At 59.4% G+C, this 15,105-nt stretch carries 19 protein-coding genes; 11 read left to right on the top strand and 8 right to left on the bottom strand.

The window, feature by feature from the left end; all coding sequences use genetic code 11:
- Window positions 1-71: 71 nt before the first annotated feature.
- Entirely contained in the window at window positions 72-980 is a 909-nt protein-coding gene (locus CFBP5499_RS03240) for a L,D-transpeptidase (protein WP_080825629.1), read from the top strand.
- Window positions 981-1,139: 159 nt separating this feature from the next.
- Window positions 1,140-1,865, top strand: coding sequence for a L,D-transpeptidase (locus CFBP5499_RS03245; RefSeq protein ID WP_175416600.1), 726 nt, complete (start codon window positions 1,140-1,142; stop codon window positions 1,863-1,865).
- 43 nt (window positions 1,866-1,908) lie between these two features.
- Here the strand turns inward: CFBP5499_RS03245 and CFBP5499_RS03250 are convergent, their stop codons facing one another.
- Both CFBP5499_RS03250 and CFBP5499_RS03255 read right to left on the bottom strand, forming a co-directional pair.
- Window positions 1,909-2,649 carry a hypothetical protein gene (locus CFBP5499_RS03250; protein WP_130932458.1) on the bottom strand — a complete coding sequence of 247 codons (741 nt, stop codon included), beginning with the start codon at window positions 2,647-2,649 and terminating at the stop codon, window positions 1,909-1,911.
- Between the two features lie 78 nt (window positions 2,650-2,727).
- The gene (locus CFBP5499_RS03255) at window positions 2,728-3,186 is read right to left on the bottom strand and encodes a MarR family winged helix-turn-helix transcriptional regulator (RefSeq protein WP_080825625.1); all 459 of its coding nucleotides are present in this window, start codon (window positions 3,184-3,186) and stop codon (window positions 2,728-2,730) included.
- 191 nt (window positions 3,187-3,377) lie between these two features.
- On the opposite strand from CFBP5499_RS03255, the gene CFBP5499_RS03260 reads away from it, so the two are divergent.
- The 3 genes from CFBP5499_RS03260 (at window position 3,378) to CFBP5499_RS03270 (ending at window position 5,012) form a co-directional block, all read left to right on the top strand.
- Complete coding sequence (locus CFBP5499_RS03260; RefSeq protein ID WP_080825623.1) at window positions 3,378-3,800, top strand: organic hydroperoxide resistance protein; 423 nt, start codon at window positions 3,378-3,380, stop codon at window positions 3,798-3,800.
- 107 nt (window positions 3,801-3,907) lie between these two features.
- On the top strand, window positions 3,908-4,291 hold the full coding sequence (locus CFBP5499_RS03265; protein ID WP_010971193.1) for an MbcA/ParS/Xre antitoxin family protein: 384 nt from the start codon (window positions 3,908-3,910) through the stop codon (window positions 4,289-4,291).
- Window positions 4,251-5,012 (top strand): RES family NAD+ phosphorylase, encoded by a 762-nt coding sequence (locus CFBP5499_RS03270; protein WP_175416601.1) that lies wholly within the window; start codon window positions 4,251-4,253, stop codon window positions 5,010-5,012. The genes CFBP5499_RS03265 and CFBP5499_RS03270 overlap by 41 nt, the downstream gene beginning before the upstream one ends.
- A gap of 22 nt (window positions 5,013-5,034) precedes the next feature.
- Here the strand turns inward: CFBP5499_RS03270 and CFBP5499_RS03275 are convergent, their stop codons facing one another.
- From CFBP5499_RS03275 to CFBP5499_RS03285, 3 genes are all read right to left on the bottom strand, one after another.
- Complete coding sequence (locus CFBP5499_RS03275; protein WP_080825621.1) at window positions 5,035-6,549, bottom strand: ABC-F family ATP-binding cassette domain-containing protein; 1,515 nt, start codon at window positions 6,547-6,549, stop codon at window positions 5,035-5,037.
- A gap of 385 nt (window positions 6,550-6,934) precedes the next feature.
- Complete coding sequence (locus tag CFBP5499_RS03280; protein ID WP_080827426.1) at window positions 6,935-7,357, bottom strand: YciI family protein; 423 nt, start codon at window positions 7,355-7,357, stop codon at window positions 6,935-6,937.
- A 93-nt stretch (window positions 7,358-7,450) separates the two neighbouring features.
- Window positions 7,451-7,897, bottom strand: a complete 447-nt coding sequence (locus CFBP5499_RS03285) for a MarR family winged helix-turn-helix transcriptional regulator (RefSeq protein ID WP_010971197.1) — start codon at window positions 7,895-7,897, stop codon at window positions 7,451-7,453.
- Window positions 7,898-8,045: 148 nt separating this feature from the next.
- Here CFBP5499_RS03285 and CFBP5499_RS03290 point away from each other — a divergent pair, with 148 nt between their 5' ends.
- The 3 genes from CFBP5499_RS03290 (at window position 8,046) to CFBP5499_RS03300 (ending at window position 10,174) form a co-directional block, all read left to right on the top strand.
- Window positions 8,046-8,774 (top strand): DUF899 domain-containing protein, encoded by a 729-nt coding sequence (locus CFBP5499_RS03290; protein ID WP_080825618.1) that lies wholly within the window; start codon window positions 8,046-8,048, stop codon window positions 8,772-8,774.
- Window positions 8,775-8,801: 27 nt separating this feature from the next.
- Window positions 8,802-9,296: a DUF1579 domain-containing protein gene (locus CFBP5499_RS03295; RefSeq protein WP_080825616.1), complete on the top strand. Its 495-nt coding sequence runs from the start codon at window positions 8,802-8,804 to the stop codon at window positions 9,294-9,296.
- A 95-nt stretch (window positions 9,297-9,391) separates the two neighbouring features.
- Window positions 9,392-10,174: a VOC family protein gene (locus CFBP5499_RS03300; RefSeq protein ID WP_080825614.1), complete on the top strand. Its 783-nt coding sequence runs from the start codon at window positions 9,392-9,394 to the stop codon at window positions 10,172-10,174.
- Between the two features lie 44 nt (window positions 10,175-10,218).
- Here the strand turns inward: CFBP5499_RS03300 and CFBP5499_RS03305 are convergent, their stop codons facing one another.
- On the bottom strand, window positions 10,219-11,115 hold the full coding sequence (locus CFBP5499_RS03305) for a LysR family transcriptional regulator (RefSeq protein ID WP_080825612.1): 897 nt from the start codon (window positions 11,113-11,115) through the stop codon (window positions 10,219-10,221).
- A gap of 122 nt (window positions 11,116-11,237) precedes the next feature.
- Between CFBP5499_RS03305 and CFBP5499_RS03310 the strand changes: the two genes are divergently transcribed.
- Both CFBP5499_RS03310 and CFBP5499_RS03315 read left to right on the top strand, forming a co-directional pair.
- The gene (locus CFBP5499_RS03310) at window positions 11,238-11,960 is read left to right on the top strand and encodes an SDR family oxidoreductase (protein WP_080825607.1); all 723 of its coding nucleotides are present in this window, start codon (window positions 11,238-11,240) and stop codon (window positions 11,958-11,960) included.
- A 13-nt stretch (window positions 11,961-11,973) separates the two neighbouring features.
- Window positions 11,974-12,324, top strand: coding sequence for an Atu4866 domain-containing protein (locus CFBP5499_RS03315; protein WP_080825605.1), 351 nt, complete (start codon window positions 11,974-11,976; stop codon window positions 12,322-12,324).
- A gap of 57 nt (window positions 12,325-12,381) precedes the next feature.
- Here CFBP5499_RS03315 and CFBP5499_RS03320 read toward each other — a convergent pair whose 3' ends face one another.
- On the bottom strand, window positions 12,382-13,944 hold the full coding sequence (locus CFBP5499_RS03320; protein WP_080825603.1) for a helicase HerA-like C-terminal domain-containing protein: 1,563 nt from the start codon (window positions 13,942-13,944) through the stop codon (window positions 12,382-12,384).
- Window positions 13,945-14,257: 313 nt separating this feature from the next.
- On the opposite strand from CFBP5499_RS03320, the gene CFBP5499_RS03330 reads away from it, so the two are divergent.
- Window positions 14,258-14,653 carry a hypothetical protein gene (locus CFBP5499_RS03330; RefSeq protein WP_080825600.1) on the top strand — a complete coding sequence of 132 codons (396 nt, stop codon included), beginning with the start codon at window positions 14,258-14,260 and terminating at the stop codon, window positions 14,651-14,653.
- A gap of 7 nt (window positions 14,654-14,660) precedes the next feature.
- Here CFBP5499_RS03330 and CFBP5499_RS03335 read toward each other — a convergent pair whose 3' ends face one another.
- Window positions 14,661-15,092 carry a winged helix-turn-helix transcriptional regulator gene (locus tag CFBP5499_RS03335; RefSeq protein ID WP_080825597.1) on the bottom strand — a complete coding sequence of 144 codons (432 nt, stop codon included), beginning with the start codon at window positions 15,090-15,092 and terminating at the stop codon, window positions 14,661-14,663.
- Between the last annotated feature and the right edge of the window lie 13 nt (window positions 15,093-15,105).

A 15,105-nucleotide genomic window follows, 5' to 3' on the forward strand; every position in this document is an offset into this window, starting at 1 on the left:
AACCGACGCCAGCTTCGCGCCAGCCGCGCGGTTCATCATGCTGGCAGATTGGATTCCATGAAGCGGTTCAGATGATAGCACTCCTTTTGAAAAACGGTCGCCGGGCGGCCTCTCTGGCGGCCCTTGCGGTTCTGCCGCTCCTGAGCGGTTGCCTTTTCGTGACGGATACGACCCGGATGGACCCGGATGTATTCGTCAGGGAAACGGCGCCGGTCTTCAATTTTAATTCCGTCAGTTCCAATCGCCAGCCGGAACTGCCACCGCAGCCGGGCCAGCTTTCGACGCGCCCGCCTGATCTGTTCAGGACCCGCTTCCATCAGGAATACGGCCCGCCGGTGCGCGGCCAGGGGCTGCAAGCCCCGCAGGTGCAGGGCTATAATGCGCCGCAGCCGCAGGGCCAGACGATGGCCTATGGCTTGCCGGTTTCCAACCCGCTGCACCGGGTCATGTATGGCCCGATCCGTGACGAGGACCGCTCGTTGCCGGCCATTCCCTATGGCCGCATCGACCCGCGTTATCTCCGGCAGGAAGTCAGCTACCAGACGGCGGAAGCGCCCGGCACCATCGTGGTCGATACCAGGCAGCATTTTCTCTATCTCGTGCAGTCCGGCGGCAAGGCGATCCGTTATGGCGTTGGCCTCGGCCGTGATGGTTATGCCTGGTCCGGCCGCGGCAAGATTCAGTGGAAGGCGAAATGGCCGCGCTGGACACCGCCCGATGAAATGGTCAAGCGCCAGCCGGAACTCGCCTCCATCTCGGCCGCCAATGGCGGCATGACGCCGGGCCTCAACAATCCGCTCGGCGCGCGCGCTCTTTATATCTTCAAGGATGGCAAGGACACGCTTTATCGCGTGCACGGAACGCCGGACTGGCAGTCCGTCGGCAAGGCGACGTCCTCCGGCTGCGTGCGCATGCTCAATCAGGATGTGATCGATCTCTACGAGCGTGTGCCGCAAGGGGCGCAGATTGTGGTTATCTGACCACGTTCTAAAAGAAAGAGATACGGACGCGGTTCCGCCCAGCGTCTTGTGACTGGCTTTTAGTGGTCGGTTAACTATTTTCGCAATACGCCTGTGTACGTGGAACAAACGATGTACAACGGCGATATAGCCGTTCGAAATGTGGGACAATCCGGCCTTATGACAAGCACCGACACAGATCTTTCCAGACGCACTTTCCTTTCCCTTCTGGGTATTTCCTCCGCTTCACTGCTAGCTGGCTGCGCGTCCTCCGGCACGGGTGAAGCCATTCGCGAGCAGGCGAGCAGCATCGGCAGCGATTTCCGCCAGATGTTCTCGTCTGGTGTCAGCGATGCGGAACTGGCCGTCATGTACGGCTCGGTCGAGGATGGCGGTTACGTCATTCCCGCGGTTCCCTATCAGAAGATCGACCGCCGTTATTATCGCCAGCGGGTTGTCGATCCGACCGGCGAGCGCCCCGGCACCGTCGTCGTCGATACACGCTCGCGCTTCCTTTATGTCGTGGAGCAGGGCGGCAGCGCCATGCGTTACGGCGTCGGCATCGGCCGCGATGGTTTCGCCTGGTCGGGCGAAGGTGTCATCCAGTGGCGTCAGAAATGGCCTAAATGGACCCCGCCGGACGAAATGGTCGCCCGCCAGCCGGAACTGGTCAAATATTCCTCCAAGAACGGTGGCATGCCGCCGGGCCTGAAGAACCCGCTCGGCGCCCGCGCGCTCTATATCTTCCAGAACGGCAAGGACACGCTTTACCGTCTGCACGGTTCGCCGGAATGGAACTCCATCGGCAAGGCCGTCTCCTCCGGCTGCGTGCGCCTGATGAACCAGGACGTCATCGACCTCTATGACCGCGTGCCGCAGAAGGCGCGTGTGGTGGTATGGCAGTAAAAATAAAGAGGCCCATCCGGCCTCTTTTTACCAAGCTTCTCGATCACCCACCAAAAGTGGGTGATCTTTTCGATAGCTTCGCAACTTCCGAGTATCTGGCCAAGTGCTTTGCTATCCGGTTCCGGTCACACACCGGGCAACACGGCTTCATACCTTTGCCAGTTAGCATCGCCAGATTTGTTTCACAGGTTGAGCATCGCAGTACTGAGGGATTTGCATCGTAAACGATGCCGCCTTTCCAGGGAAAACCCATGTTTGGCTGGTTCGCTTCAAGGCGTGCGAACTCTTCCCAGTTAAAACTGTTTGAAAGAAAAACTCTTTCCATTTTTTCGAGCTTAAAAAATGGCTCGAGTCTCCCATCGCGGGACTTTCCTGAAAAAATGAACTCTTTAAGTGATGTTGATCCAGACACCGGTGCGATCGTGTCGAGGGTGATCGTTGATGAAAATGACGGCCATATTGTTAGCGTCTCGAGAAAATCTAATTCCTGTATACCATCGATAGTCTCTAAGGCGTCGCAACCATAAAGCCAGAGCGATCGAAGTTCCCTAAATCTCTCTATTCCTTTTAAGTCGTGCAGTTTATTTAGCTCGAGAAGGTATAGATGTGTGACGTGATCCGATGCTGGAATTTCCGTAAATGTCGCTGATTTGATATTTTGAAGGCACCAACGCAATTGGTGCCCTGCCGGAGCTTTATCAATTTCCCGGCGCGAATGGAAAACCGTCTCGTTTTCTTTTCGCAGCTCGTCAAGTTCACGGAGTATATTCTCGAGATAGACCAAATCATTATACCATAATTTTCACGTTCTTATTGGGCGAGATGGTGGGTAGTGGGATTGTGAATCGATGGCGGGTATGAATCAAGTCTTGGCAAGACCTTCCTTCAGCGCATTCACCTGATCCCGCAGCTGCGCCAGTTCCTCCAGCCCACAGCCGGTGGCGCCGCCGATGGCGGCCATGATCTTCACGCCTTCTTTTTTGAGGTCTGCGCCCTTCGGTGTCAGCGCCACCAGCACCTGCCGCTCGTCCACCGTGCCGCGCTTGCGGGTAATCAGCCCGGCATGTTCGAGCCTTTTCAGTAGCGGAGAGAGCGTGCCCGAATCGAGGCCCAGCATTTCGCCGAGCGCCTTGACGGTGGATGTCTCCTTTTCCCACAGCGCCATCATGACGAGATATTGCGGGTAGGTCAGCCCGATCGGGTCGAGCAGCGGCTTATAGGCGCGGGTAAAGGCATGCGCTGCGCCGTAAAGGGCAAAACATATCTGCTGGTCCAGCCTCAACAGGCTTTCCATTGTCTTCTCGTTGCCCTCTGCGTCCATTTTCGTGCTCCAAAATCAACGGGTAGGGAACAATCAGCCCCCGCTTTCGGTTCCTGCCACATGGATGCGCGGCGAAATTTCGTGAGAATTATCGCAAAAAACAAATCTTCATTCAATGCGCAAAACTATATTGCGCACAATTTAATTGTGCGTTATAAGATACCCAACACCAACCCGAAGGAGTAAATGCCATGCCCATTCTCTACACGACCGAAGCATCCGCCACCGGTGGCCGCGCCGGCAACGCCAAGTCGGAAGACGGCGTTCTCGACGTTACGCTCACCGTTCCGAAGGAACTGGGTGGCGATGGCGCCGTTGGCACCAATCCGGAACAGCTTTTCGCAGCCGGTTATTCCGCCTGCTTCCTCGGCGCGCTGAAGTTCGTTGCCGGCAAGGAAAAGGTAAAGATTCCTGAAGACACCACTGTGACGGCAACCGTCGGCATCGGCCCGCGTGAAGACGGCGGCGGTTTCGGCATCGAAGTGTCGCTGAAGGCCAATATTCCGGGCGTCGAGCGCGAAGTCGCCGAAAAGCTGGTTGCGGCCGCACACATCGTCTGCCCCTATAGCCATGCTATGCGCACCTCCACGGAAGTGCCGGTCTCGGTGGCCTGATAAAGCGACTACGCACTGGATTGTCACTCTTGGGGCCGGGTTCATTCCGGCCTTCTTGTTTACAGAAAGAAATATGCTATATTCTTTCCAAGGAAAGGGTATACGCCATGAATATTCACGCCAAGACCGCCATGGATCCCGCATCGCAGGGCAGGGTCGTCACCAAGGCCGTCATCGCCGCCGCCGAGCGGTTGGGCCTGAACGCTGCCCGCACGGCCGATATTCTGGGTGTGTCCGCGCCGACTGTCTCGCGCATGAGGCGGCTTGATTTCCTGCTGGAGCCGGGCGCCAAGTCCTTCGAGCTTGCGGTGCTGCTGATCCGGGTTTTCCGCTCGCTGGATGCAATTACCGGCGGTGATGAGGCGGTGGCGAAAAACTGGCTGCGCAATCACAATACGGCGCTGGACGCCGTGCCTGCCGAAAGGCTCACCACCATTACCGGATTGATCGATGTCCTCTCCTATCTGGACGCCCGACGCGCTCCTGTCTGAAAAACGCGCCGCATCGGGAAAATACTGGCGGCTGGTGGAAGCGCAGCATCAGGTTTCCACCATGAAGCTGGTGGATACGGTGGAGGAGCAATCCCTGCTGGAAGATATTCTGGAGACGAGCAAACGGCCGTTTCCGCCTGATTGCGCCGGTTTCGATTATCTTCTCGCCACGCCTTTCCGATATGGCGCCGCTTATCCGCATGGCTCGCGTTTCCGCCGCGCGGGCTATACCGAAGGTGTTTATTACGCCGCCGCGAAGGTGGAAACGGCGCTCGCCGAAATGGCTTTTTACCGGCTGCTGTTTTATGCCGAATCCCCCGGCACGCCGCTGCCTGCCAATCCCGCCGATTATTCTGCCTTCGCCGCCCGCATCGCCACCGATGCGGCGCTTGATCTGACGCAGCCGGAACTGAGCCGAGACGAAGCGCTCTGGACCGATCTCACCAATTACGAACCATGCCAGGCACTGGCCGAGCAGGCGCGTCTGGCGAAGATCGAGGCGATCCTCTACCGTTCGGTGCGCGATCCCGCCGCTGGCCTCAATATCGCGATCCTCTCTCCCAAAGCCTTTGCCGAAAAAGCGCCGGTGGAACGGATGAGCTGGCGCATCCGCCTGTCGAAAACCGGGGTGCAGGCTCTGTGCGAATTTCCGATGCGCAGAACCGGTTTCGCGGTCTCGGATTTCGCCGGCGATCCACGCCTCGCCAGCCTGCTCGGCTGACGAGGCGTTATTATCGTCAGTTTCATGCCGAGGCGAAAAACGCTTCGGGATCATCGATTTCCACGAGCTTGCGCTTTTCGATCAGCCAGAAGCGGGTTCCGACCGCCCGCACGAAACTACGGTCGTGCGAGACAAGCACGCAGCTGGCCTCACGGCTGATGATTTCCGCCTCCAGCGTTTCCTGGCCGTCTATATCAAGATGGTTGGTGGGTTCGTCCAGCAGGTAGAAATTCGGCTCCGCCAGCCGCAGCGCCAGCATGGCAAGCCGCGCCTTCTGCCCGCCGGACAGCATGGCGATGCGGCGTTTCTGCATTTCCATGTCGATGCCAGCGCCGGCGAGCAGGCCGTGGATGCGCTGGTCGCCAATGTCGAAGCGGCGGGATAGCAGCGCCGCCGGCGTGCTGTCGTCGTCGATTTCGGCCAGCGACTGGTCGACATATCCGGCCACCAGCGACGGCGTGGCCTTTATGCCGTCCTGTATCTGGCCGGCACCCGTCACCGCCGCCTGCAGCAGCGACATCAGCCGCGTTTTGCCGACGCCATTGCGGCCGAGAATGGCGATACGGTCGCCCTGGCGGATAAATTGCCGGCCGGTGCGAAACAGCATTGTTCCGTCCGGCGTCGAGACCGGCACGTCCTCCAGCGTCACCAGAACCTTGGCATGGGTGCCGCGATTGGCGAGCTGGATCTTGCCGGCGGATCGCTCGATATGGGCGGGCCGCGCTTTCTCCTCCAGTTTTTCCGCACGCTGGCGCAACTGCTTGGTCTTGATGGTCAAAAGATCGCTGCCGGAATTGATGCCGATATTGTTGAGCTTGGCCGCCTGCCGGCGCAATTGTTGCGCGGTTTTCATGTCGCGCTGGAAACGCCGCTCATCGGCGGCATCCTCCTCCTCCAGCGCCGCGCGCGCATGACCATAGGGCAGGCGGAACAGCGCCGAGTTTTCCGGCCGCAGGAACAGCGTGGTCCGGGTGACATTGTCGAGAAAAGCGCGGTCATGGCTGACAATGATGACGGCGGTATCGCGCGGCAACTCGCCGAGCCAGCTTTCCAGCACGTTGATCTTTTCGAGGTCGAGATGGTTGGTCGGCTCGTCGAGCAGCAGCACGTCGGGTTCGGTGATCCAGGCTTTGGCCAGCATGGCAAGCCTCTGCCAGCCGCCGCTCAGTTCCTTCAGGCGGCGCTCGCGGAAGGGTTCAGGCACCAGCATGGCGTCGAAGATGATGTCGGCGCGCCAGCTCTCGCTGTTGATCGTGTCCTCCGGCAGGGCGGAAAGCACGGCGTCCCGCATCGTGTGGTCCATCAGCGCGGAAGGCAGGTTTTGATGGACGATGGACTGCGTCAGCCCGCGCAGCCGGGTCAGGTCGCCGCTGGTGGGGTCCATCTTACCGGCAAGGCAGTTGAGCAGGGTGGATTTGCCGCAGCCATTGGCGGCAACGATGCCGATGCGGTCTCCCGCATTCACGGTGAGGCTGAGATTGGAGAAAAGCGGTTTACCCAGAATGATTCCGAGGTTGCGAAGCGTGATGATGGTCATGAAGTCGTCTCTGGCGGGACGGAGCCGTCAAGAACCGTGGTCTGCAACAGGCAATACCGGGTTTCGGTTCGCGGTGATCCGTCGTGAAAATAGGCGCAACGGCAGACAAGCTGCATTCTGCGCGGCCTTTTGGGCAAACCAGAGTGTTGGTGTTCCGGTCAGCCCTGCAAACGTGTCCGCAGGGCAAAAAGGTGGCAGAGCTGACGATTGCGCCAGAAGCAGGAAATATCCATGCGAAGCCTCCTTTCTTGAAACGGGTTGAACCGCTTCACCATTAACAGCGGCGGTTGTTCGAGGCAACGGCTTTTGCAACGGCAGGCGGTGCGGGAGAATGCGGCAAGCCCGCACTCTCCCCATTTTATTCCGGCGCTCGCCTGAACGGTCTTTATTGCTTCGCGACACGCGCGCGCAGTTCTTCCACATGCGCGGCGATTTCCGGCGTTACGGCGTCGCCGAAGTCTTCCATTTCGAACATCGGGCGGATTTCGATTTCGCTGCGCTCCAGCATCGGGTTCGGGCAGCGCTTCACCCAGGCCACGGCCTCGTCCATATCCTTCACAGTCCAGATCCAGAAGCCGGCGACCAGCTCGTTGGTGTGCGGGAAGGGGCCGTCGATCACCGTGCGGCTGTCACCGTCGAACACAACCCTCTTGCCCTTGGAGGAGGGATGCAGGCCGTCGCCGGATTGCATGATGCCGGCATTGACCAGCTCTTCATTGTATTTCCCCATCGCCTCGATCAGTTCGGTCGTGGGCATGACGCCATCTTCGCTGCTCTTGGTGGCTTTTACAAAAACGATTGCACGCATGATCATTCCTCCTTGATTGCGCTTTCTTCGTAGTTTCGCTCCCCGGCACGACGGCCGGATGACATTCTTGCCGATAAAAGTGGCGTTATCCCGTCAGCCGAGATCGATGAGATCGCGGCGCAGCCGGCCGGGGTCGCCGCTGCCGATCTTTGTCTCCACTTCGGCGTGGGTCTGTTCCCAGATGGGGAAGGCGACCGCAAGCACCGCCATGCCCTCCGGCGTCAGCCGCAGCCGCTTGCCGCGCTTGTCCTTGGGGTCAGGCTCGATGCGCACCAGTCCGCGCCGCTCCAGCGGCTTAAGCGCCGCCGTCAGCGTCGTGCGGTCCATCGCCAGAAGATTGGCAACCGGCCCCATCGGCGGCGGCTCCGGCCGGTTGAGCGATATCAGCAGGGAAAACTGGCCATTGGTGATTCCCGCGGGCTTCAATGCATTGTCGAAAAGTCGCGCCAAAGCCCGCGCCGCACGCTGCGCATGCAGGCAGAGACAGGAGTCTCGCACGAGAAGGGTTGTCGAAAAAGGAATCACGCCGGCGTTTGACATGGGATAAATATGTTGATATCAACCTAATTAGTCAAGCGGAACTTGATGCTCCGCAGACTGTTTATTGCCTTTCAGCACAAAAATAGGCGGCGCCCTCCGGTGGAGCGGAGCGTGCCGCGGTGAAAGACGGATCCAAGGAGGAAAGATCATGTCTCATCCCGTCGTTTCGAAGGAGGAGTGGCTTGCGGCCCGCCGCGATCTGCTGGTGAAGGAAAAGGAACTGACCCGCGCCCGTGACAGGCTGAACGAAGCCCGCCGCGCGCTGCCCTGGGAGGAGGTGACGAAGGAGTATATTTTCGACGCACCTTCCGGCCCCAGGTCACTAAAGGAGCTGTTCGGAGACTGCAGCCAGTTGATCGTTTATCACTTCATGCTGGCGCCTGACTGGGAGGAGGGCTGCGTCGGTTGCTCCTTCTTCGCCGATCACGTTGATGGAGCGCTGATCCATCTCAAGCACGGTGATGCGGGTTTCGTCGCGGTTTCGCGTGCGCCGCTTGAAAAGATCGAAGGCTACAGACAGCGCATGGGCTGGAAATTCCCCTGGGTTTCAGCCGAGGGGAACGATTTCAACTATGACTATCAGGCCTCGTTTCGCGACGAGGACATGGCCAAGGGTGAAATCACCTATAATTACCGTGACATGGCGCCCTATGGCGACCTGAAGGACCTGCACGGTATCAGCGTTTTCGCCAAGGGTGAGGACGGCAAGATTTACCACACTTATTCCACTTATGCCCGCGGCGCGGAGCAAACGCTCGGCACGTTGATGCTGCTCGATCTGGTGCCAAAAGGCCGTAATGAAGAAGAGGTAATGGATTGGGTGCGCCGCCACGACCAGTATGAGGATGCGCCGAAGGCGGCAGCCTGCTGCCACTGAAAATACAAGGATGAGGAGGAAACGACAATGGAAATGCCAAGCGTCAAGCCGCAGAAGGAACATGAGTTCCTCAAGAGGATCGTCGGAGACTGGGTCATGACCTCCAGTTCCGGCCATGAAGACTACAATGCCGACGACCCGTCGCAGCAATTCACCGAGACCGTCCGCTCCGTCGGCGGCTTGTGGATCATCGGCACCGGCACCGGCAAGATGCCTGACGGCACGGATATGACAGCTGTGATCACGGTCGGCTTCGACCCGGCCAAGGGCAATTTCGTCGGCACCTGGGTGGGGTCGATGATGACCCATCTCTGGGTCTACAAGGGTTGGCTGGAAGAGGATGGGAAGACACTGACGCTGGAAGCGGAAGGCCCGGCCTTCGACGGTTCCGGAGGCACCGCCACCTATCACGACGTGCTGGTGCTGCATGACGACAATCACCGCAGTTTTTCCGGCAGCGTCAAACAGCCGGACGGCACCTTCAAGACGTTCATGACATCGGAATTCCGGCGCAAGACATAAACCGCGCCGGGTTGTGCCTGCACGACAAGCGCCGCCGCGTCCTGCGGCGGGCACCTAACCGAACCTCACGCACCCAATCTCCGGAGGAGACGACAATGTCCGATACACACGGAAAATTCATATGGGTCGAACTGATGACGCCTGACATGGAAGCGGGTGCCCGCTTTTATAGCCATGTCGTCGGCTGGCAGACCAAGGATTTCGGTTCGCCGGAAATGCCCTATCTGGTGCTGGAGGCCGATGGCAAAGGCATGGGCGGCATCATGGAACTGACCGAGGAGCACAAGGGCCAGGGCATTCCACCGAACTGGACCGGTTATGTCGATGTCGATGATGTCGATGCCACGGCAAAACTTTTCGCGGAAAAGGGTGGCTCGATCATGCGCCCGCCGCAGGATATTCCCGAGATCGGCCGTTTCGCCGTGGTGGCGGATCCGTCTGGTGCGGTTCTCTGCATCATGACGCCGCTGCCGATGGAAACCGGCGGCTTCCCAGAGGATGCCCAGAGCAAGCAGGGTCATGTCAGCTGGCATGAACTCTTCACCGACAATGTCGATGATGCCATCGCCTTTTACGGCGAGGTCTTCGGCTGGACGAAGGACCATGATTTCGACATGGGCGGCGAGATGGGCCCGTATCGCATCTTCGCCCATAACGGCAAGGCCGTTGGCGGCATGATGAAGCGCATGCCGCAGATGCCCGTCTGCCATTGGGCTTATTACTTCAATGTCGACGGCATCGACGACGCCATCACCCGTGTGAGCACCGGCGGCGGCAAGGTCGTCAACGGCCCCATGGAAGTTCCCGGCGAAAGCTGGATCGTCAACTGCCAGGACCCGCAGGGCGCGTTCTTCTCGCTGCTGTCGCAGAAGAAATAGCCTTTTCGCCTGATATATCGATCTGCCGGAGGCGCTCCGGCAGACTAGCGGTTTCTCGGCAGGCGGACGTGATCGATAAAGGCGCGCAGCTTCGGCGCAAGATGACGTCGGTTGGGATAATAGAGATAAAATCCCGCAAAACTCGGAGAGTGGTCCTCCAGCATGGAAACGAGTTGGCCGTTCTCGAGATAGGGACGGAACGTCTCTTCCATGCCGAAGGTGATACCGGCACCGGCCAAGGCCAGCTTGATCATCAGCTGCATGTCGTTGGTAGTGAAGTCCGGCTGCACCGCGACCGCGAATTCGCGGCCGTTTTCGGCAAATTCCCAGCGATATGGCGCAACGTCAGGACGAGGCCGCCAGCCGATGCATCTGTGATGAATCAGTTCGCGCGGCTGCGTCGGTAAAGCGAAGCGGTCCCGAAAGTGCGGGGAACAGACGGCGAGCTGCCGCTGTGGCCCGGAAACCGGGACGGCAATCATATCCTGCGCGATCAGCTCCCCCAGACGCACCCCGGCATCGTAATGTTCGGCAACGATATCGAATTCCTCGTCCGTCACGACGATATCGAGCTGCACCTCGGGATAGGCCTCGGCAAAACTCGCAAGCAATGGCCCGGACAGAAAGCGCTCCGCTATGGAGGAAACGGCAAGCCGCAATTGCCCGCGCGGAGTGGCGCTCAGCGAAGAGGCGGCCCGTGTCGCTTGCACGAGGTTGCCGATCGACGGCGAAACATCCGCGTAAAGCTGCTGTCCCGCTTCCGTCAGGCTGACGCTGCGCGTCGTGCGCTGCACCAGCGCTATTCCCATCATTTCCTCGAGCTTGCGAATGGTCTGGCTGACGGCGGAACGAGTGACGCCGAGCCGGTCCGCCACGGCCCGGAAACTCCGCTCCTCGGCAACCATGCAGAATGTTGAAAGCGCGTTGAGATCGATATTCATTGGTTAGAAAAACTACGCATTGAGGTTATGATTGAGGCAATTATCACGACAATGCCAAAGCTCTATCTTTGCTGCAACGGTCGCTTCCAGAAAAAGCCGGCCGTAACACCAAGGAGAAAGCCATGACATTGAACAAAGTCGTTCTCATCACCGGTGCATCGAGCGGGATCGGTGAGGGCATTGCAAGGGAGCTTGCGGGTGCCGGGGCGAAGCTGGTGCTCGGCGCGCGCCGCATGGACCGTTTGCAGACCCTGGCCAAAGAACTGCGCCAGAAGGGTGCTGAGGTCGTCATCCATCCGCTTGACGTCACGGACAGGCAGAGCGTCGAGGCTTTTGCCGAGGCCGGTCGCGAGGCCTTCGGCCAGATCGACGTCATCGTCAACAATGCCGGCATCATGCCGCTGTCGCTGATGTCATCGCTCAAGGTCGATGAATGGGATCGCATGATCGACGTCAACATCAAGGGCGTGCTTTATGGCGTCGCCGCCGTGCTGCCTGATATGACCGCGCGTGCCTCCGGTCATATCATCAACATCGCCTCCATCGGCGCGCTGGCCGTCTCGCCCACGGCTGCCGTTTATTGTGCGACGAAATTTGCGGTCCGCGCCATTTCGGACGGGCTGCGGCAGGAGAACCGTGATCTGCGCGTCACCTGCATTCACCCCGGCGTGGTGGAAAGCGAACTCGCCCACACCATCACCGATCCGGCCGCTGCCGAACTGATGCAGAGTTACCGGGCCATCGCCCTGAAACCCGACGCCATCGGCCGTGCGGTGCGTTACGCCATCGAGCAACCCGATGATGTCGATGTCAATGAAATCGTCATCCGCCCCACCGCTGCCTGAGGAGGAAGTAGCCATGAATATTGTTTCGACCTCAGTCGCGGTTTTACTCGCGACGGCTTCCGCCGAGACGGCGACCCACAAGGCAAACAACGCCATGGAGATGAATATGGCCGAAACCGCTCAGACCCAGAATCACCCTTATCTCGGCATGTGGGTCACCGGCGATGGCCATGTGCGTCAGGAACTTCTGCCTGATGGTCGTTATGATGAGGCGCGGGGCCAGCGCAAAAGCGCCTATCAGGGACGATATGAGGTGAAGGGAAACCACATCGACTATTGGGACGATACCGGCTTCACGGCAGACGGCGAATTCGTCGATGATGTGCTCCATCACGGCGGCATGATCTTCTATCGTCAGAAGTAACCGCCGCGACAATCAAGCGCCGCCCGCCCCAATGGAGGGCAGGCGGCGCATTTGTGTCTACCGCTTAAGGCTTCCCAAAATCCCGCGCACGATGGCGCGGCCGACCGAAGTCGCAACCGAGCGGGCAGCGCTTTTCATTGCCGCCTCGATCACCGTTTCGCGCTGATAACCGCTCGTCTTGCGGGCGCCGGTGGTCGAGGCCTGTTTGGGTTCCTCATCACCGAAGCCGGGCAGGCGCCAGCGCCCCGAGGCGTTGTCGGACTGGTTGGCGGCATTTTCTTCCTCGGCGCGTTTGGCGGCTTCTGCTTCCGCCGCCTTCCGGGCGCGGGCGTTGAGGATTTCGAAGGCCGATTCCCGGTCGATATCCTTATCATATTGGCCGGAGACGGGGCTGAGATCGATCAGCGACTTGCGCTCCGCATCCGTCAGCGGCCCGACGCGGCCGGATGGCGGCCTGACGAGCGTGCGCTCGACGATGGAAGGCGCACCCTTGTCATGCAGGGTGGAGATCAGGGCCTCACCCGTGCTGAGCGTGGTGATGGTATCGGCGGTGCTGAAAGCGGGGTTCTGGCGGAATGTGTCGGCCGCCGTGCGCACTGCCTTCTGTTCGCGCGGCGTATAGGCGCGCAGCGCATGCTGCACGCGGTTGCCGAGCTGGGCAAGAACGGTTTCCGGTACGTCAAGCGGGTTCTGTGTCACGAAATAAACGCCGACGCCCTTAGAGCGGATGAGCCGCACGACCTGTTCCACGCGTTCCACCAGCACACGCGGCGCATCGTTGAACAGCAGATGCGCCTCGTCGAAGAAGAACACCAGACGCGGTTTTTCCGGATCGCCCACTTCAGGCAGTTCCTCGAACAGTTCAGAAAGCATCCAGAGCAGGAAGGTGGCGTAAAGACGCGGGTTCATCATCAGCCTGTCGGCGGCGAGAACCGAAACCGTGCCGCGCCCATCCGCGCCCACGCGCATGATGTCGGCGATCTTCAGCGCAGGTTCGCCGAAGAAATTGGCCGCGCCCTGCTGTTCGAGAACGAGAAGCCCACGCTGCAGCGAACCGACCGAAGACTTGGAAATCAGGCCGAACTGATTGGAAAGCTCCGTTGCATTTTCGCCCATATAGTTCAGGAGCGATTGCAGGTCTTTGAGATCGAGCAGCGGCAGGCCGCCCTGATCGGCAATCTTGAAGGCGATGTTGAGCACGCCTTCCTGCGCTTCAGAGGCGTCCATCAGCCGGGCGAGCAGCAGCGGCCCCATTTCGGCGATGGTGGCGCGCACGCGATGGCCTTTTTCACCGTAGAGATCCCAGAAGATGACAGGCGACTTGCCATAGGAAAAATCGGTGAAACCGATCTGTTCGGCGCGTTTCTGCACCCAGTCTTTCGCTTCACCTTCCAGTGCGATACCGGAAAGGTCGCCCTTGATATCGGCGCAGAAGACCGGAACGCCGGCCTTGGAAAAACCTTCGGCAAGCACCTGCAGGGTCACGGTCTTGCCCGTGCCCGTCGCGCCGGTGATGAGGCCGTGGCGGTTGCCGAATTTCAGTTCCAGATATTCGCCTTTGTTGAGGCTGTCGTCCGGATTGCGGCTGGTGCCGATATAGAGCTGTCCGTCCTGCAACATCGACCATTTTCTCCTGCGGCTGATGCATGACCCTTAAAATCGCGGTGGATTTTGCAGAAAGTCATGTCCGAATGAATGCGTAGCTGGCATGCTTTGACCGTTCCTCGCGAAAGCGGCCTTTTCATAGTTTGGTTGTGATGATCTTATAAGGACAGTTTCAAGGCGCAACAACTGCTTGATGGCGATGAAGAAAAACCGCTTGATGAAAGTTGACGCACCATTCATGGCCGCTTGAATGCGGCATGGGATTGTTTTACGTTGACGTTAACGTCAGTTATTCGATGTTGGCGTCGTTTTTCAACAGGAGGCAAGAATGAACGAAGTCGTGGATCAGATCGCCGCAAAGGCGGGGATCGACCCTGAACTGGCTGAAAAGGCCATTGGCATGATTCTCGGTTTTCTCCAGCGCGAGGCGGAAGACGGCCCGATCGCCCGGATGATCGAAGCCATTCCGGGCGCCAGCGATCTGGTTGCCCAGTATAATGGCGAAGGCGCCAGTGGCGGCGGCGGTCTGCTCGGCGGCCTGATGAGCGCGCTCGGCGGCGGCGGCATCATGGGGCTGGGCCAGCAGCTGATGAGCCAGGGCCTCGGCATGAGCGAAATTTCCACGCTCGCCAAGGAAACCATCGCCGTTGCCCGCCAGCATGCGGGTGATGAGACCGTCGATCAGGTGATCGCCTCGGTGCCGGGCCTCAGCCAGTTCGCTTGAGGCTAAACTACTCCATCGCAGGGCGCGGCGGCTGTTCATTGAACCGCCGCCGCGCCTCTTCTATTTCGGCATGGTGCGTCTCCGCCCAGATCCACACGCCGCAAAAGGCGCTGCCAAGCGTCCGGCCGAGGTTCGTCAGGCCATAATCCACATGCGGCGGAATGACGGGATGCACCGTTCGGCGCACCAGCCCGTCGCTTTCCATCTGCCGCAGCGTTTTCGTCAGCATCTTCTGGCTGATATTGCCCACATGTTTGCCGATCTGCGTGAAGCGCTGCGTCCCGTGCTCTTCCAGCACTTCCAGAATGAGCATCGTCCATTTGTCGGCGACTTTCGCAATGATATCCTGAACCAGCGCCTCTATTGCCGGATCGGTATCCGTGGGCGGCGGAACCTTGCGCCGGCTCTCAATGGCTGGGTCGGCGGCGTGCCGTTTCATCTTACACTCTCCT

It is taken from the genome of Agrobacterium tumefaciens (assembly GCF_005221325.1).
In the GTDB taxonomy this organism is placed as follows: domain Bacteria; phylum Pseudomonadota; class Alphaproteobacteria; order Rhizobiales; family Rhizobiaceae; genus Agrobacterium.

Excerpts from the sequence above, each read along its gene's own strand:
- CFBP5499_RS03240 (WP_080825629.1), top strand. The coding sequence starts at position 72 with ATGATAGCACTCCTTTTGAAAAACGGTCGCCGGGCGGCCTCTCTGGCG.
- CFBP5499_RS03245 (WP_175416600.1), top strand. The coding sequence starts at position 1,140 with ATGACAAGCACCGACACAGATCTTTCCAGACGCACTTTCCTTTCCCTT.
- CFBP5499_RS03255 (WP_080825625.1), bottom strand. The coding sequence starts at position 3,186 with ATGGACGCAGAGGGCAACGAGAAGACAATGGAAAGCCTGTTGAGGCTG.
- CFBP5499_RS03260 (WP_080825623.1), top strand. The coding sequence starts at position 3,378 with ATGCCCATTCTCTACACGACCGAAGCATCCGCCACCGGTGGCCGCGCC.
- CFBP5499_RS03265 (WP_010971193.1), top strand. The coding sequence starts at position 3,908 with ATGAATATTCACGCCAAGACCGCCATGGATCCCGCATCGCAGGGCAGG.
- CFBP5499_RS03270 (WP_175416601.1), top strand. The coding sequence starts at position 4,251 with ATGTCCTCTCCTATCTGGACGCCCGACGCGCTCCTGTCTGAAAAACGC.
- CFBP5499_RS03275 (WP_080825621.1), bottom strand. The coding sequence starts at position 6,549 with ATGACCATCATCACGCTTCGCAACCTCGGAATCATTCTGGGTAAACCG.
- CFBP5499_RS03280 (WP_080827426.1), bottom strand. The coding sequence starts at position 7,357 with ATGCGTGCAATCGTTTTTGTAAAAGCCACCAAGAGCAGCGAAGATGGC.
- CFBP5499_RS03285 (WP_010971197.1), bottom strand. The coding sequence starts at position 7,897 with ATGTCAAACGCCGGCGTGATTCCTTTTTCGACAACCCTTCTCGTGCGA.
- CFBP5499_RS03290 (WP_080825618.1), top strand. The coding sequence starts at position 8,046 with ATGTCTCATCCCGTCGTTTCGAAGGAGGAGTGGCTTGCGGCCCGCCGC.
- CFBP5499_RS03295 (WP_080825616.1), top strand. The coding sequence starts at position 8,802 with ATGGAAATGCCAAGCGTCAAGCCGCAGAAGGAACATGAGTTCCTCAAG.
- CFBP5499_RS03300 (WP_080825614.1), top strand. The coding sequence starts at position 9,392 with ATGTCCGATACACACGGAAAATTCATATGGGTCGAACTGATGACGCCT.
- CFBP5499_RS03305 (WP_080825612.1), bottom strand. The coding sequence starts at position 11,115 with ATGAATATCGATCTCAACGCGCTTTCAACATTCTGCATGGTTGCCGAG.
- CFBP5499_RS03310 (WP_080825607.1), top strand. The coding sequence starts at position 11,238 with ATGACATTGAACAAAGTCGTTCTCATCACCGGTGCATCGAGCGGGATC.
- CFBP5499_RS03315 (WP_080825605.1), top strand. The coding sequence starts at position 11,974 with ATGAATATTGTTTCGACCTCAGTCGCGGTTTTACTCGCGACGGCTTCC.
- CFBP5499_RS03320 (WP_080825603.1), bottom strand. The coding sequence starts at position 13,944 with ATGTTGCAGGACGGACAGCTCTATATCGGCACCAGCCGCAATCCGGAC.
- CFBP5499_RS03330 (WP_080825600.1), top strand. The coding sequence starts at position 14,258 with ATGAACGAAGTCGTGGATCAGATCGCCGCAAAGGCGGGGATCGACCCT.
- CFBP5499_RS03335 (WP_080825597.1), bottom strand. The coding sequence starts at position 15,092 with ATGAAACGGCACGCCGCCGACCCAGCCATTGAGAGCCGGCGCAAGGTT.